A 15,282-nucleotide genomic window follows, 5' to 3' on the forward strand; every position below is an offset into this window, starting at 1 on the left:
GCTTTTTGTCTGGTTTTCTGAGGTGTCCTCTCCCGTTGTGGGGGGGGGGGCGGGGCCGCGCGGTCGGCGTGGGTCCGACTCGCGCGGCCCGGAGTCTCATGGGTGGGTCGTCAGCCGCCGAGGGCGTGGACCATGGTGGTGATGGCCCTCATCTGCGGTGCGCTCTTGACCGCGAAGTCCGGGCCGTTGTAGCCGAACCAGTCCCAGCAGCCCTGGGGGTTGTAGGGCACGGTGGTGGCGATGGCCTGCGGGTAGAGGACGACGAGGTCGTTGGTGTCGGCGTAGGTGTCGAGGTTGCCCCGCTCGGCGAACTCGTCGCCGAGCAGGTACTGGCCGGACAGGCAGCCGTGGAGTGCGACGACCAGCTTGCAGGGCTGTCCGGCGGCGCAGGACGGCGGGACGTAGAGCTGACCGGTGGTGTCCATGGCGTACCAGGGGGCGAAGCCGCCGGGGGTGTACCGGTTCTGGTCGAAGTGCGTCAACGTGCCCTTGGGCGTACCGGTGTTCGGCGGGTTGACCTGGCCGAGCCAGTGGGTGAGCATCTCGCCCTCGGGGTCGTCGAAGCAGTTGTTCATGAACGGCGCCGAGGTGAGCGAGCAGGCGACCGGGCCGTACGGGGTGACCCAGGCGTGGCCGGCCGGGTCCCAGTCGTGGTACTGGGTGCTGGCGCCGAAGTCCTTGTAGAACTGGACCCCGGCGTCGGAGAGCAGGGGGTTGACCACCGGGTCGAGGGTGCCGTGGTACGTGTAGACGGGCTTGCCGGCCAGGTTGGAGACCGGGTCGATGCGGCCCTGGTTCGCCCAGTCGACGGCCTGCTGCTCCAGGACGGGCAGGCCGATGCCCAGGTCACAGGCGTCGAAGCCGATGATGGTGCCCTGGCCGCAGTCGTAGGGGCCGGCGGCGATGATGCCGGCTCCCTTGAAGGTGCCGGAGTAGGCGACCTGGAGCTGGGTGGCCATGAAGCCGCCGGAAGAGACACCGGTGACGTAGTCGCCGGTGATGTTGAGATGCGGGAGCGGCGGGCTGTAGGCGTGGGCGGGAGCGGCCGTGCCGAGGACCGCGAGGACGGCTGTGGTGGTCAGGGCCGCCGCGGCTCGGGCAGCGCGGCGCAGGGAGCGGAACATCATGGGACGCACTCCTGGGTGGGTGGGGGACGACCGTTGGGGCCGGTCGGCGGTGTGGGGCGCTGTTCCTCGGGCCCCCGTGCGCCGGGCGTGACAGGGCGCGCTCGGTTCACGGCCGCGGGCGGGGCTGAACTCGTTGCCCGCCGGGGATCATTCGTCCGACGGGAGCTTGATGTCGCGCTTGAGGATCTTCCCTGTGGCGCCCTTGGGCAGGGCGTCGGCGATCCGTACCAGGCGGGGGTACTTGTACGCGGCGACCCGGGACTTGACGAACTCGCGCAGTTCGTCCGGTCCGGCGGCGGCGCCGGGCTTGAGCGTGGCCACGGCGGCGACCTCCTCGCCGTGCGTGGGGTGGGGGACGCCGATCACGGCGGCCTCGGCGACAGCCGGGTGCTCGTAGAGGACCTCCTCGATCTCGCGCGGGTAGACGTTGAATCCGCCGCGGATGATGAGGTCCTTCTTGCGGTCCACGATCCGCAGGCAGCCGTCGGGGTCGCGGACGCCGATGTCGCCGGTGCGCAGCCAGCCGTCCACGATCGTCTCCGCGGTGGCCTCGGGGTTGCGCCAATAGCCCTTCATGACGTTGTGCCCGCGGACGGCGATCTCGCCCGCCGTCCCGTCCGGCACCTCGGCGCCGTCCAGGTCCAGGACGCGGATGTCCACGCCGAGGATCGGGGTGCCGATGGTGCCGGGCCGGCGGGGGCGGTCGGGGTGGTTGAAACAGGCCACCGGGGAGGTCTCGGACAGGCCGTAGCCCTCCAGGATCGTGCAGTCGAAGGCCGTCTCGAAGGCGTGCAGGATCTCCACCGGCAGGGCCGCGCCGCCGGAGACGCACACCCGCAGGGATGCCGTGTCGGTGTGGCCGCGGGCGGCGAGCAGGGCGCCGTACATGGTGGGCACGCCGAGGAAAGCGGTGACCCGGTCGCGTTCGATGATCTCCAGGGCCTTGGCGGCGTCGAAGCGGGGCAGCAGGGTCAGGCAGGCTCCGGCGGCGATGGCGCAGTTGAGGCCGACGACCTGCCCGAAGGCGTGGAAGAGCGGAAGGCCGCCGAAGACGACGTCCTGCTCGGTGAGCTGGAGCAGGGTGGTGCGGGTGACCTCGGTGTTGCGGGTCAGGTTGTCGTGGTTGAGTTCGGCGCCCTTGGGCCGTCCGGTCGTCCCGGAGGTGTAGAGGATCACGGCCGTGTCGGAGGGCTCCCGGGGTGCCACCCCCGGTTGCGGGTCGTGGTTCGCAAGCAGTCCGGCAAGTCCGCCGGGCGGCACCGTGACACAGGGGGTTCCGGCCGCCCGGGCTCCTTGGAGCGCCTCATCAGCCTCCTGCTGGGCGAACAGGAGGGATGCCTCGGAGTCGCTCAGGTGGTACTCCACCTCGCGAGCCTTCAGTAGCGGGTTCATCGGCACCACGACGGCCCCGGCGCGAAGGATCGCGTAGTACAGGACGGCGAAGGAGGGGACGTTCGGCAGCATCAGGCCGACCCGGTCGCCCGGGTGCACCCCGGCGGCGCGTACCAGGGAGGCCGCGCGGGCGCCGGCCTCGTCGAGCTCGGCGTAGCTCAGGGTGGCATCGTCCAGCCGGACGGCCGGACGGCCTGGGTGACGGGCCGCCGACTCCGCCAGGATCGCGGCGAGGTTGGTGGGGAGGTTCGGCACGTGCTGGGCTCCTTCGGCCTCCGAGGCATCGGGGTTCTTGGACCGCGCCCCCGATGTTTCCAACCAATCGATTGGTTGTTTCTCTCGTGTTGCCGGATACCCTCGGCCTTCTGCACTACCGTGTCAACCAATCGATTGGTTGGAAATTTGTGATCAGCTTCAGGAGGAGCCCGTTGGACGTCGCCGAGTGGGAGCCGCGCCGGGTCGCGGCCGTGGCCGTCGCCCTGCCGGACGGAGTGACGCCCGCCGGCACTCGCGGCAAGATCCTGGAGGCCGCCCTCGCCCTCTACGCGGAGCTGGGGTTCTACGGCACCTCGATCCGCCGTATCGCCGACCAGGTCGGCATCAACTCCGCCACGCTGTACTCGCACTACCCGTCCAAGGAGCACGTCCTGGCGGAACTCGTCCGGGTCGGTCACCGGGAGCTGCACGGCCGGCTGACCACGGCGGTCGAGGCGGTACCGCCGGCCGACGGCGCGACGGGTCAGCTGGCCGCCCTGGTCCGCGCCCACGTCGGGGTGCACGTCGACTACCCACTGCTCGCCGTCGTCACCAACAGTGAGCTGCATGCTCTCTCCCCCGAGCACGCGGCACCGTCGCTGGAACTCCGGGCCGCCTGCCGGCGCCTGCTCCTCGGCATCCTGGAGCGGGGTGTCAAGGACGGCGAGTTCGCCGTGCCCGACCTGGTGCTCACCGCCACCGCGATCGGCGCCATCGGCATGCACGTCGCCCAGTGGTTCGGCCCCGACCAGCCGTTCAGCGGCGAGTGGATCGCCGAGACGTACGTCCGCCTCGCTCTGCGCATGGCCGGTGCCGCAGGCATGGCTGACGCCGCCGGCCGCTGAACCACCGCTCCGCGGTAAGGCACCACCCCGAGGCGACTGTTCCTCGGATCCGCCGCCGGGCCCTGCCCGGACGCTTCGACAGGGAGATCCACGCCATGCGGTCCGTCGTCACCACCCGGCACGGCAGTTTGCGGGGCACCGCCGAGGGCGGCATCACAGCCTTCAAGGGCATCCCCTACGCCGCCCCTCCGTTCGGCCCCGACCGCTTCCGGCTGCCGCGCCCGGCCACACCCTGGGACGGAGTCCGCGACGCCCGCGCCTACGGCCCCACGGTCCCCAAAGCCCCGTACGCCCCGCCCTTCGACCGGCTGATCCCCGAGGTGGACATCCCGGGCGAGGACTGCCTCAACCTCAACGTCTGGACCCCGGGCCTCGGCGGCTCGCTGCCCGTCATGGTGTGGCTGCACGGCGGCGCCTTCTCCAACGGCTCCGGCTCGGTCCCCGGGTACGACGGCAGCCGCTTCGCCCGCGACGGCGTCGTCTGCGTCACCGTCAACTACCGCCTCGGCGCGGACGGTTTTCTCCACGTCAGCGACGACACCCCCGCCAACCTCGGCCTGCTCGACCAGATCGCCGCCCTCGCCTGGGTACGGGACAACATCACGGCCTTCGGCGGCGACCCCGGCAACGTCACCGTCTTCGGCGAATCCGCCGGCGCCATGAGCATCGGCACCCTCCTCGCCATGCCGAGCGCTGCCGGACTGTTCCAACGCGCGATCCTGCAGAGCGGCGCCGCCCACCACGCCCTGAGTCCGGCGAGCGCCCGGCTGGTCGGCCGCCACCTGGCCGACCTGCTCGGCGTGGAGGCCACCGCCAAGGCCATCGCGACCGTCCCCCAGGGCCGGCTCACCGAAGCCCAGCAGCAGCTGCGCACCGCGATCTCCGCCGACCCCGACCCGGCACGCTGGGGCGAGGCGGCCCTCAACCTCATGCCGTTCGAGCCCGTCGTCGACGGGGAACTGCTGCCGGCGCCACCGATCGAGCGGATCGCCGCTGGCGCGGGCGCCGGCATCGACCTCCTGGTCGGCACCAACAGCGACGAGTTCAGGCTCTTCCTCGTCCCCACCGGCGTCATCGGCCACGTCAACGAGCCGATGCTGCACGCCACTGCCGCCCGCTACGGCCTCGACGCCGACGCGGCCGTCGCCGTGTACCGCGCCGCACGACCGGACGCCTCCCCCGGCGACCTGCTCGCGGCGATCGCCACCGACTGGTTCTACCGCATCCCCGCCATACGCCTCGCCGAGGCCCGCACCGGGCAGCCCGGTACCACGCACCTGTACGAGTTCGCCTGGCAGCCCCCCACCTTCGACGGCCACCTCGGCGCCTGCCACGCCACCGAACTCCCCTTCGTCTTCGACAACCTGCACGACGAGGCATTCACCCCCCTCCTCGGGCCCGAGCCCCCGCAGCAGCTCGCCGACGCCATGCACGCCGCCTGGGTCTCCTTCGCCACCACCGGCGACCCCGGCTGGCCCGCCTACGACCTCCAGCAGCGCCCCACCATGCGCTTCGACATCGTCCCGGAGATCCTCACCGATCCACGCGCCGGCGAGCGCGCACTATGGGAGGGAATGCGGTAGGGCACCCGGGCTTCGCTGCGGGGGCTGCGGGCCCGGCCGTCCACGTGCACGACGGGACAAGAGGTTGGTCGTTCGGTTCTGCTACGGGCTGGGCCGGGCAGTGGACGGGGCGTCAGCGCAGGTCGAAGACCAGGCGCGCGGAGACCTTGCCTGCCAGGATCTCCTCGACGCAGGTGTTGACCTCCTCCGGGCGGCGGCTCTCCCGGATCACTCGGATGCGGCCAAGCCCGCCGGTGCCGGTGGCATCGGTGATCAAGTGGTGCTTCGGCTGATGATCCGGCAACCCGGGGGCCCGTCGCGTCCGCTACAGGTGGCGCTGCCAGGTCTGGCCGACGAGGGCGTGCCCGAAGCTGTGGTGAGGTTCCTGCGCGACGAGTTCGAAGCCCTGCGCCTCGTAGATCCGCCGGGCCGAGCCGAGGATGTCGTTGGTCCACAAGGTGATCGCCTCGTACCCGGCCTCCTTCGCGAAGCGCAGGCACTCCTCGACCAGGTGGCCTCCCAGGCCCAGGCCGCGGGCAGCCGGGTCGACGAGCAGCAGCCGCAGCTTCGCGGTCCGCTCGTCCGCGCGGACGCAGAAGACGCTGCCGACCCGTGCCCCGTCGACCTCCGCGATCCATGCGGCCTGCGGCCCGGGTTCCTTCCCCTCGGCGTAATCAGCGACGATCCGGGCGACGAGCGCCTCGAAGTCCGTGTCCCATCCGAACTCTCGGTGGTAGAACTCGCCGTGCGCCATCACTACCCAGCCCAGGTCGCCGGGCCGCCCCAGCGGCCGGACGGTCACTCCACGCTCCGCCATCACTTCTCCACTCGCATGCACTGAAACAACTGTTTCAGTAGACTAGCCCGGTGACCAGATCCGAACCAAGCCCGTCGCCGCGCCGACAGGAACTGCTGGAAGCGGCCTACGCCTACGCCCTGCGCAGCGGCCTGGGTGAGCTGTCCCTGCGCCCCCTCGCCGAGGCGATCCAGTCCAGCCCGCGCGTGCTCCTCTACCTGTTCGACAGCAAGGACGGTCTGATCCGTGCCCTGCTTGCCCGGGCCAGGGCGGACGAACTGTCACACCTTCAGCGGATCACCGACCCGAGGCGCGAACCCGGCGACCTGCGGTCGATCGCACGCGAGCTGTGGCGGTGGCTGGCCGACGATGCCCACCGTGGCCTGCTGACCCTGTGGGTGGAGAGCTACTCCCGCTCCCTCGTGGACCCGAACGGCCCGTGGGCCGGCTTCGCCCGCGACACGGTCGGCGACTGGCTGGAGCTGCTCGCCGCCGGCCAGCCCGCCGAGGTGCGCGACACCGAGGCCGCGCTCGCGCAGCGCACACTCGTGCTCGCTGTGCTGCGGGGAGCACTGCTGGACCTCCTGGCCACCGGCGACACCGCGCGCGCCACTGCGGCGGTACACCTTCAGCTGGCCCGGCTGGAGTGATGCGGCGGGAGGACGAATGTCCGGGCGTCCCATGGATGCCGCCGTTGGACGCCCTGCGTTTGCTTGCCGCGTGCGGGTTCAGTCGTTGTCGTTGTAGAAGGTGATGCCGCGCCAGTCGGTGACGCATGAGCGGCTGAGGAAGGTCCAGCCGATCGTGCTGTCGCGTACGGCGATGGCCGGGTTCGGGCCGTTGGTGGTGAAGCGGTACATGACTGTCGAGCCGGGGGTGCCGGCCGCGTCGCGCAGCGAGCCGTCGTTGTAGGTGCTGGTCGTGTAGTAGTTGTAGTACGCCGTGCAGGCCGGGTTGACCGTGATCGCGGTGCCGTCCGTGGCGGCGTGGGCGGCGGCGTTGAAGTTGTAGCCGACCGTCCGGCGGTGCGCGATGCTGTCCTTGGTCGCGTCGCTGCACGATTCCGCGACGGAGGCGGTCGGGCTGGAGCCGAGGGCGCCGGGCGGTATCCAGGCGCAGATGTTCTCGTCGACGCCGAGGTCCTGGACCGCCTCTTCCGCGATGCCTACGACGCGTTCCGCGCGGCCGGTGCCGAGGTGCGCGGCGTGAGCACCCAACGCCCCGACGAACAGCGCGTGTTCGCCGTCGAGGAGGGTCTCCCCTTCACCCTCCTCTCCGATGTCGACCTGTGCCTGTCCGCGGCCCTGCGCCTGCCCGTCTTCCGGGCCGACCAGGCCCTGCGCCTCAAGCGCGCCGTCCTCGTGGACCTCGTACGGGGCTGAGGCGGCGCCGGGCGGGGCAGGGCATCACCTCCGCCGGGGTCCAGCGCCAGTTCTCCGGGACCGCCGACCGCACCGAGAACAGCCAGATCGGCGTCTTTGCCGCCTATGCCACCACCCGCGGCCGGACGCTGGTCGACCGCGAGCTCTACCCGCCCAAGTCCTCGGCCGAGGACCGGGCACGCTGCCGCGCGGCCACGGTCCCCGACGAGTGGGAGTTCGCCACCAAGGGTGAACTGGCCAGGCGCATGGTGCTGCGTGCGCTTGCCTCGCCGCTGCTCATCGCCTGGGTCACCGCGGATTCCGTCTATGGCCAGGAGAGCCGCTTCCGCCGGCTGCTGTAGAAGTCCGGTGTCGGCTATGTGCTGGCCGCGCCCAAGTCCCAGTTCAGCGTGGGATGTTCTCGCATCGAGGGCTTGTTCACGCAGGCCCCGGCTGAGGCGTGGGAGAAGATCCCGTGCGGCGACGGCGCGAAGGGACCCGCGTCTATCACTGGGCGGCGGTGCGGCTGCCGGCCGTCGCTGAGTTCGACTACCCAGGCGAGATCCCTCACCGGATGCGGTGGGCGCTGGCCCGTCGCAGCATCCGAAAGCCGGACGAGATCGCCAACTATCTCGCGTACGCTCCCTTCGAGAACCGTTCAGGAGCTGGTGCGGATCGCTGGGATGCGCTGGGCGATCGAGGAGTGTTTCCAGGCCGCGAAGAACGAATGCGGCCTGGACCAGCACGAGGTTCGTCGCTACGCCGGCTGGTACCGGCACATCACCCTCGCCATGCTCGCGCACGCCTTCCTGGCGACCATGGCACACCAGGTCCGGGGAAAGGGTGCGGAACCGGTGAGACGGCCGAGCTCATCGAGCTCACAGTGGCGGAGGTTCGGCGACTCCTGGCAGCTTGTGGTCCCCAACCCCGCACCTGCGCGGACACCGAGGCCGACGCCACGCGATGAGCTGGTCGAACTGGCGTCCGCGGGCGCGGGCTACATCTGCTTGAGTTCCGCGTGCACCGCCTCTGCGATCGCCGTCGTCGCGTTGTCCGCGAGGGCGATCGTGTAGTGGTTGGTGTCGTCGATCCGGCGGGTGGTGATCCGGTCCGGGGCGAGGTCGCTCGCGGCCAGGCGGCCCTCGTCGTACAGGCCCTGGGGCTCGTTCATCACTCCGCGTTCCGCCCACAGCAGCGTCCCGCGTACCTGCGGCTGGTGGATGGCGGCGAGGGCCTCGGGGTCGCCGAGAGGGCCGGCGCCGTCGGCCCGGATCGCGTCCAGGACGCAGCTGCTGCGCATCGCGGGGGGCTCGCCGACCAGATCGCGGTCCACGTACGCCTGGACGTACGGGCCCCAGTGGGCGGCGAGGGACGGGTGCTCCCGGAACAGGTTGTGGTAGGCGTCGCGGTCCGGGAAGGTCGTCTTGAGCCGCCGCATCGCGGGGCCGATGACGGCCTCGATCACCTCGTCGATGTCCGCGCCCCCTGGTACGGGGAAGCCGAGGCCGCCGTCGACGAGGACCATGCGCGGGAAGCGGTCGGGGTGCCGCGCGGCGGCCACCGCCGCGATGAAGGCCCCCAGGGAGTGGCCGACGAGCAGCGCCTGCCGCAGACCCAGGTGGTCGAGCAGGGCCAGCACGTCCTCGACGTGGGCGGGGATGCCGTACGGACCCGGAAGCCCGGCGCTGTGCGCCCGGCCGCGCAGGTCCGGGGCGTAGACGTCGACCTCGCCGAGCTTCTCGGCTGCGGCGGCGAAGAACAGGCCGTTGCCGGTGATGCCGTGCAGCGCGATGACCGCCGGACCCTCGCCCCGCCACCGGGTCACGGCGAGGTCGCCTCCGCGTACGGGGACGGTGAGTTCCTGCGGGGTACGGGTCGTCATGCGGACCTCCTCCTTCTCTTCAGTGCGGCCAGGCCGCCCGGGGCCACGTAGACGGCTACCACGAACAGGGTGCCGAGGACCAGCATCGGCTCAAGGCCCAGATCCCAGCCCGGCAGCCGCTGGTCGAGGTAGGTGAAGAGCACCCCGCCGATGACCGGACCCCAGCGGGTGCCGCTGCCGCCGAGGACCACCATCACCAGGAGCGTGAGGGTGAAGTCGGGGGTGCTGGTGCGCGGGGTGGCGCCCGCGGTGACCAGCAGGTGCAGTGCACCTCCGAGCACGGCGAGCGCGCTCGCCAGGGTGAAGGCGGCGAGCTTGTACGCGAAGGGGCTGCGGCCGAGAACCGCGACGCGCTGCTCGTTGTCCCTGATGCCCTGCCAGGTCCGCCCGACCGGACGGGACACGGCGGTCCATACGACGGCGGCGACCAGGACGAGGTAGGCGAGGGCGAGCCAGTAGACGTTGGCCGTGTTCTGCACGCCGACCAGGGCCTCGGGCACGCCGTCGGTGCTCAGCGTCAGGCCCTCCTCGCCGCCGGTCAGACCGCCCGGATTGCGTTCCACCCAGATCGCCCCGGCCTGCGCGAAGGCCAGAGTGACCATGGCGAACCCGATGGGTCCCAGTGCGACGGAGCGCAGCGAGACGGCACCGATGAGGACGGCGAGCAGGGTCCCGGTGGCCAGGGTGAGCAGCACGGCGGGCAGCAGCGCCAGGCCCAGGTGGGTCATGGCCAGCTGGGTGCCGTACGCCCCGCCGGCCACGTAGAGGGCGTGGCCGAAGGAGAGCAGCCCGGTGCGGCCGAACATCAGGTCGTAACTGAGCGCGAGCCCCGCGAAGAGCAGACAGAGCGCGAACAGCTGGAGGGAACCGGGGGAGTTGACGGGTCCGTCGAGGAGCCCCGGGATGTCCAGGGCCGAGAACGGCAGCAGGGCCAGGACGAGCAGCACCAGGGCGGGCGCCAGGAAGGGCAGCAGACGCAGGAGCGCGCCCGGCCCACGCGGCTCGGCCGGGGTGGCCGGCGGCGCGGGAGCGGTGTCGGTGAGGGTCATGCCGTACCTTCCGGGTGAGCCCCGCCACCGGGGCGGGAGGATGCCATCACGGCCTCCGGGGAGTCGGCCTCCGGGGATCCGGTGCCGGGGCCCGGTCGGCCGGACGTGTCGCGGCGGGCGCCGAGCAGCTGCCCCAGCCTGCCCACCACGGTGGTGCCCCCGGCGGGCCGGCCGAGGACGACGACGGCGAGCAGGGCGACCACCGCGAGGTCGCCGTATCCGCCGGCGTAGTAGTTGGCGTACTGCTGCACCAGGCCGACGACGAGCGAGGACAGCGCCACCCCGGTCAGGGAGTTCAGTCCGCCGATGATGACGACGACGAACGCGAAGATCAGGTACGAGGTGCCGCCGTGCGGGGAGATGGAGCCGAAGTACACGCCTCCCAGCACGCCCGCGAGTCCGGCGAGCGCCCCGCCGAGAGCGAAGACGAGAGCGAACGCCCGGGTGACGTCGATGCCGAGGGCACGGACCATGGCCCGGTCCTCGACGCCGGCGCGCACGATCAGGCCGTAGCGGGTCCGGTTCAGGAAGAGCTGTACGGCGATGAGTACGGCGACGGCGGCCACGATCAGGACGAAGCGGTTGACCGGCACCAGGGCGCCGAGGACGCCGACGGTGCCGTTGAGTGCGTCCGGAACGGGGAAGGTGCGCGCCTCGGCGCCCCAGGCGGTCTGCACCAGGGCCGGGACCGCCAGGGACAGGCCGACGGTGACCAGGATCTGCTCGCGCGGGCGGCCGTAGAGCCGGCGGATGAGCACGAACTCGACGACCAGGGCCAGGACGAGCCCGACCAGGGTTCCCACCACGAGCGCCAGGAACAGCCCGGTCATCCCACCGACGGTGGCGGTCGTACGCCAGGCGGCGTAGACGGCCACGGTGAGGAAGGCCCCGTGGGCGAAGTTGAGCACGTCCATCAGCCCGAAGATCAGGGCGAGCCCGGAGGCGAGCAGGAAGTACAGCGCACTCAGCCCGAGTCCGGTGAGGGTGAGCAGGACCAGGGTGTCCATCAGGCGGCTCCGGGGGCGGTACGGCTGGCGACGCCGAGCAGTGCGGTGGCCAGTTCACGGTCGGCGAGCAGTTCCTGGGCGCCGCCGGTGTGCACGACGTGTCCGGCGTCCAGGACCACGGCGTCGTGGGCAAGCCGCCGTACGACGGCGAGGTTCTGCTCGACGAGCAGCAGCGGGACCCGCTCGGCGGCCCGTTCGAGGACCTCGGCGACCTCGGTGACCACGCGTGGGGCCAGGCCCTTGGTGGGTTCGTCGACGATGATGAGACGGTTGTCGTTGAGCAGGGTGCGGCCGATGGCGACCATCTGCTGCTGGCCGCCGGACAGGGTGCCCGCGCGCTGGTGGCGCCGGGTGTGCAGTTCGGGGAAGAGGTCGTGGACCAGGTCGTAGTGGTGGGCGCTGCCGGGCCGTTCGGCCAGGGCCAGGTTCTCGGCGACGGTCAGATGCGCGAAGACGCCGCGGTCCTCGGGGGCGTAGCCGATGCCCCCGCAGACGATCCGGTGGGTCGCCTCGCGGGTGATGTCCCGGCCGTCGAAGACGATCCGGCCGCCGGTGACGCGGCCGCCGTCGGGCAGCAGTCCGAGCACGGAGCGCACCGTGGTGGTCTTGCCGACACCGTTGCGGCCGAGCAGGGCGGTCACTCCGGTGGCGGCCACCTCGAAACCGACGCCGTGCAGGATCCGCGAGCCGGCGATCTGCACGCTCAGCTCGCTGACGGTGAGGACGGGAGTCACAGCTCGGCCCCCATGTACGCTTCCTGGACGGCCGCGTTCGCCATCACCTCGTCCGGGCTACCGGTCGCGAGGAGCGTGCCGTGGTCCATGACCGCGACCCGGTCGGCGAGACCGAGGACGATCTCCATGTGGTGCTCCACCATCAGTACGCTGCGGCCTTCCTGTCGGTGCAACTGCCTGATCACGTCGGACAGTTCGCCGGTCTCCTCGGTGGCCATCCCGGCCATCGGCTCGTCGAGCAGCATCAGCCGTGGCCCGGCCGATGTGCCACGCAGGGTGGGCGCGAGCAGCATCGCCAGTTCGAGCTTGCGCCGGTCGCCGTGCGAGAGGTCTGCGGCGAGCATGGGCGCGCGCTCGGCCAGCCATACGCGGGTGAGCACGGCGCGCACGTCCGCCGGGCAGACCCGGCGGACCCCGGCCGAGCGCGCCGCGAACTCCACGTGCTCCGCGACGCTCATGGTGGCGAAGACCGAGGAGGTCTGGAAGGTCCTGCCGAGGCCGCGCCGGGCCCGCCGGTGCGGCGGCAACGCGGTGATGTCGGCGCCGTCGAGGCGGATCGTGCCGCCCGTCGGCCGGGTCAGCCCGCTGACGAGGTTGAACAGCGAGGTCTTGCCCGCGCCGTTGGGTCCGATGACCGCGAGGAACTCCCCCTCGGCCACGGTGAGCGAGACCTCGCTGAGGATGCGGGCACCGCCCACCGCCCAGCTGAGCCGCTCTGTCTGCAGTACGTCCGCCATCGCCTCAGCCGATCGGCTTCTCGGCAGGCGCCACCTGCTGGTTGGAGAAGGTCTTCTCGATCACCGGCATATCGCCCGTGGCGCCGAACTTGGCCTGGAACATGGGCTGGAGCAGGGCGTGGTCGCTGCCTCGCACGGTCATCTGCCCCTTGACGCCGAGGAAGTTGTAGTCTTCCAGGGACGCGATCATGGCGTTGGTGTCCTTCTTCGCGCCGCCGGCCTTGAGGGCCCGCACCACCATCTGGGCGGCGTTGAACCCGTCGGGCACGAACAGGTCCTCCTCCCAGCCCTTCTTCTTGAAGTAGGCCCGCATCGCCTTGGCCTCGTCGTTGTCCGTGGCCTCCGGAACGTAGTGGGCGAGCAGCGTGATCTTGTCCTTGGCCTTGCCGAGCACGGGGTAACTCGCGCGCAGGTCGAGGCCGGTGACCACCTTGGAGGAGTCGAGCACGCCCTGCTGGTCGAGGGTGTTCCACAGCGCGGTCGCGGTGGTGCCGGCCCAGGCGACGAAGACCAGGTCGGGCTTGGCCGCCTTCACCTTGCTCGCGGTGGGGGTGAAGTCGGTGGCGGTGGGCGAGATCAGCTCGGGCTGGACGACGGCGCCCTCGGCCCCGAGGATCTTCTTGACCGCCCCGGAACTGGCCTGTCCGAAGGTGTTGTCCTGGGCGACGACGATGACCTTCTTGCCCTTGACGGTGCCGAGTATCTGCATCGCCGTCATCACGTCCTGGTAGGTCTGCCGACCCGAGCGGAAGACGTACTTGCCCACTCCCGTCATCGCGTCCGTCGCGGCGGGGCCGGAGATGTACAGCGTCTTGTTCTGGGCGGCGAGCGGGGCGACCTGGACCGCGACGCCCGAGGAACCGGTGCCCGCGACGATCTGCACGCCCTCCCCGACCCGCTTCTTCACCAGGGACACCGCCTTGGCGGGGTCGGCGCCGTCGTCGTCCTTCGTCACGGTGACCTTGACGCCGTCGACCTTGCCCGTCCCACCGGTCGCGTAGTCGAGACCCGCCTCGAAGCCGTGCAGGTACTGCTCGCCGTAGGAGGCCAGCGGGCCGGAGGTGGTGGTGACCAGGGCGACCTTGTACTCCTTCGGCTTGTCGCCGCCCGCGGCACCGGGGGTGGAGCACGAGCTGACGAGCCCGGCGACCGCGAGGGCCGCGGTGAGGCTGAGGGTGGTGGATCTACGCATGACGGAACGGCTCCTTGGTACGGGGTGCGGGGGTGGGGGTGGGGTGTGGGTGAGTTGCCCGTAGCGTCTCCGTCACGGTCCGGACCGGGCAATGTGGGCGTTCTCCACCGGTCACCGGGCCGCAGTGGACGGCACATCCAGGAGGACGGGGCCCCGCCGGGTCCGCGCGGGAGTCTGCTGTGGATCCGGCGTACATCCGCTCGTCCCCAGGAGTGTTCGACACGTCCATGCGTGGGGCGCGCGGCGCGGTCGTAACGTCACAGAAACGCCCCGGTCGCCTTGCCGCCCCACGGCGCGGCCGGCCGGCGGTGGCGTCACGGTCCCTGCCCTCACATCCCGGCGCGGTCGGTCCGCCCCGGACGGAAACGGAGACAACGATGCGCCTACGAACGCCTGGTCTGATCCTGTGTCTGGTCGGCCTGCTGCTCGGCCTGTTCACGACACCCGCGCAGGCGGCGACCCTCACCGAGGTGACGAGCTTCGGCTCCAACCCCGGGAATCTGCGGATGTTCCGCTACGTCCCCGACGGCTTGCCCACCGGGCGGCCGCTGGTCGTCGCGCTGCACGGCTGTACGCAGTCCGCGGCGGCCTACGACGACGAGACCGGCTGGACGAAGTGGGCCGAGACTTGGGGCTTCGCGGTCGTGCTGCCCCAGCAGAAGGCGATCAACAACGCCAACTCCTGCTTCAACTGGTTCCAGTCCTGGGACTTCTCACGCGGCTATGGCGAGGCGCTGTCCATCAAGCAGATGGTCGACAAGGCGGCCGCCGACCTTGGCACCGACCGCTCGCGCATCTATGTCACCGGCCTGTCGGCGGGCGGCGCGATGACCTCGGCGATGGTGGCTTCGTACCCGGACGTCTTCCGCGGTGCGGCGGTCGTCGCCGGAGTTCCGTTCGACTGCGCCCGGTCCGCGTTCACGGGGCTGGCCTGCATGAGCCCGGGCTCGAACCTCACCGCGCAGCAGTGGGGCGACAAGGTGCGCGCCGCCTACCCCTCCTACGCGGGCCGGTATCCGGCCATGTCGGTCTGGCACGGCACCGACGACACCACGGTCAAGCCGATGAACATGACCGAGCTCGTCGAGCAGTGGACCAACGTGCACGGCACGGACGCGGTCGCCGACGTCAGCGACACCGTCCAGGGCTACCCGCACAAGGTCTACCGTGACGGTTCGGGCCGGGCGGTGGTCGAGTCGTACTCCATCACCGGCATGGCGCACGGTCAGCCCGTCGACCCTGGTTCCGGGGCTACCCAGTGTGGCACCGCCGGCCAGTACTTCCCGGACATGAACATCTGCTCCTCGTACCGGATCGGGGCGTTCTGGGGTCTGGCCGGCTGA

General features: G+C 71.2%; 16 protein-coding genes and 1 pseudogene. 6 read left to right on the top strand and 11 right to left on the bottom strand.

What is annotated here, in order from left to right; all coding sequences use genetic code 11:
- Positions 1-110: 110 nt before the first annotated feature.
- Together AB0C73_RS21755 and AB0C73_RS21760 are read right to left on the bottom strand one after the other, a co-directional pair.
- Positions 111-1,127, bottom strand: coding sequence for a PHB depolymerase family esterase (locus AB0C73_RS21755; protein ID WP_362532506.1), 1,017 nt, complete (start codon positions 1,125-1,127; stop codon positions 111-113).
- A 147-nt stretch (positions 1,128-1,274) separates the two neighbouring features.
- Positions 1,275-2,774: a long-chain fatty acid--CoA ligase gene (locus AB0C73_RS21760; protein ID WP_362532509.1), complete on the bottom strand. Its 1,500-nt coding sequence runs from the start codon at positions 2,772-2,774 to the stop codon at positions 1,275-1,277.
- A gap of 173 nt (positions 2,775-2,947) precedes the next feature.
- On the opposite strand from AB0C73_RS21760, the gene AB0C73_RS21765 reads away from it, so the two are divergent.
- Positions 2,948-3,619, top strand: a complete 672-nt coding sequence (locus AB0C73_RS21765) for a TetR/AcrR family transcriptional regulator (RefSeq protein ID WP_362532512.1) — start codon at positions 2,948-2,950, stop codon at positions 3,617-3,619.
- 95 nt (positions 3,620-3,714) lie between these two features.
- A complete protein-coding gene (locus tag AB0C73_RS21770; protein WP_362532513.1) occupies positions 3,715-5,202 on the top strand; it encodes a carboxylesterase/lipase family protein in 1,488 nt (495 codons plus the stop codon).
- A 112-nt stretch (positions 5,203-5,314) separates the two neighbouring features.
- On the opposite strand, the gene AB0C73_RS21775 is transcribed toward AB0C73_RS21770, so the two are convergent.
- Positions 5,315-5,458, bottom strand: a complete 144-nt coding sequence (locus AB0C73_RS21775; protein ID WP_362532516.1) for a hypothetical protein — start codon at positions 5,456-5,458, stop codon at positions 5,315-5,317.
- A gap of 48 nt (positions 5,459-5,506) precedes the next feature.
- A complete protein-coding gene (locus tag AB0C73_RS21780) occupies positions 5,507-5,998 on the bottom strand; it encodes a GNAT family N-acetyltransferase (RefSeq protein WP_362532519.1) in 492 nt (163 codons plus the stop codon).
- 50 nt (positions 5,999-6,048) lie between these two features.
- Between AB0C73_RS21780 and AB0C73_RS21785 the strand changes: the two genes are divergently transcribed.
- Positions 6,049-6,627, top strand: a complete 579-nt coding sequence (locus tag AB0C73_RS21785; protein ID WP_362532522.1) for a TetR/AcrR family transcriptional regulator — start codon at positions 6,049-6,051, stop codon at positions 6,625-6,627.
- Between the two features lie 78 nt (positions 6,628-6,705).
- Here AB0C73_RS21785 and AB0C73_RS21790 read toward each other — a convergent pair whose 3' ends face one another.
- Positions 6,706-7,194, bottom strand: coding sequence for a hypothetical protein (locus AB0C73_RS21790; protein WP_362532944.1), 489 nt, complete (start codon positions 7,192-7,194; stop codon positions 6,706-6,708).
- Here AB0C73_RS21790 and AB0C73_RS21795 point away from each other — a divergent pair.
- Both AB0C73_RS21795 and AB0C73_RS21800 read left to right on the top strand, forming a co-directional pair.
- Positions 7,153-7,341: pseudogene (locus tag AB0C73_RS21795) on the top strand (HxlR family transcriptional regulator); the annotation flags it as partial. The gene AB0C73_RS21790 and the pseudogene AB0C73_RS21795 overlap by 42 nt on opposite strands.
- Positions 7,266-7,700 (top strand): transposase, encoded by a 435-nt coding sequence (locus tag AB0C73_RS21800; protein ID WP_362532524.1) that lies wholly within the window; start codon positions 7,266-7,268, stop codon positions 7,698-7,700. The pseudogene AB0C73_RS21795 and the gene AB0C73_RS21800, both read left to right, overlap by 76 nt.
- A 635-nt stretch (positions 7,701-8,335) precedes the next feature.
- Here AB0C73_RS21800 and AB0C73_RS21805 read toward each other — a convergent pair.
- Genes AB0C73_RS21805 through AB0C73_RS21830 form a run of 6 tightly spaced genes read right to left on the bottom strand, consistent with a single transcriptional unit; the run spans position 8,336 to position 13,939 of the window.
- Positions 8,336-9,220 (bottom strand): alpha/beta hydrolase, encoded by an 885-nt coding sequence (locus AB0C73_RS21805; protein ID WP_362532527.1) that lies wholly within the window; start codon positions 9,218-9,220, stop codon positions 8,336-8,338.
- Positions 9,217-10,269, bottom strand: coding sequence for a branched-chain amino acid ABC transporter permease (locus tag AB0C73_RS21810; RefSeq protein ID WP_362532530.1), 1,053 nt, complete (start codon positions 10,267-10,269; stop codon positions 9,217-9,219). The genes AB0C73_RS21805 and AB0C73_RS21810 overlap by 4 nt, the downstream gene beginning before the upstream one ends.
- Positions 10,266-11,276 carry a branched-chain amino acid ABC transporter permease gene (locus AB0C73_RS21815; protein WP_362532533.1) on the bottom strand — a complete coding sequence of 337 codons (1,011 nt, stop codon included), beginning with the start codon at positions 11,274-11,276 and terminating at the stop codon, positions 10,266-10,268. Before AB0C73_RS21815 ends, AB0C73_RS21810 begins: the two co-directional genes overlap by 4 nt.
- Positions 11,276-12,010 carry an ABC transporter ATP-binding protein gene (locus tag AB0C73_RS21820; protein ID WP_362532535.1) on the bottom strand — a complete coding sequence of 245 codons (735 nt, stop codon included), beginning with the start codon at positions 12,008-12,010 and terminating at the stop codon, positions 11,276-11,278. The genes AB0C73_RS21815 and AB0C73_RS21820 overlap by 1 nt, the downstream gene beginning before the upstream one ends.
- The gene (locus AB0C73_RS21825; RefSeq protein WP_362532538.1) at positions 12,007-12,747 is read right to left on the bottom strand and encodes an ABC transporter ATP-binding protein; all 741 of its coding nucleotides are present in this window, start codon (positions 12,745-12,747) and stop codon (positions 12,007-12,009) included. The genes AB0C73_RS21820 and AB0C73_RS21825 overlap by 4 nt, the downstream gene beginning before the upstream one ends.
- Positions 12,748-12,751: 4 nt before the next feature.
- Positions 12,752-13,939 carry a substrate-binding domain-containing protein gene (locus tag AB0C73_RS21830; RefSeq protein WP_362532541.1) on the bottom strand — a complete coding sequence of 396 codons (1,188 nt, stop codon included), beginning with the start codon at positions 13,937-13,939 and terminating at the stop codon, positions 12,752-12,754.
- A gap of 377 nt (positions 13,940-14,316) precedes the next feature.
- On the opposite strand from AB0C73_RS21830, the gene AB0C73_RS21835 reads away from it, so the two are divergent.
- On the top strand, positions 14,317-15,282 hold the full coding sequence (locus AB0C73_RS21835) for a PHB depolymerase family esterase (RefSeq protein WP_362532544.1): 966 nt from the start codon (positions 14,317-14,319) through the stop codon (positions 15,280-15,282).

The sequence above is a fragment of the Streptomyces sp. NPDC048623 genome (genome assembly GCF_040650755.1).
Lineage (GTDB): Bacteria > Actinomycetota > Actinomycetes > Streptomycetales > Streptomycetaceae > Streptomyces.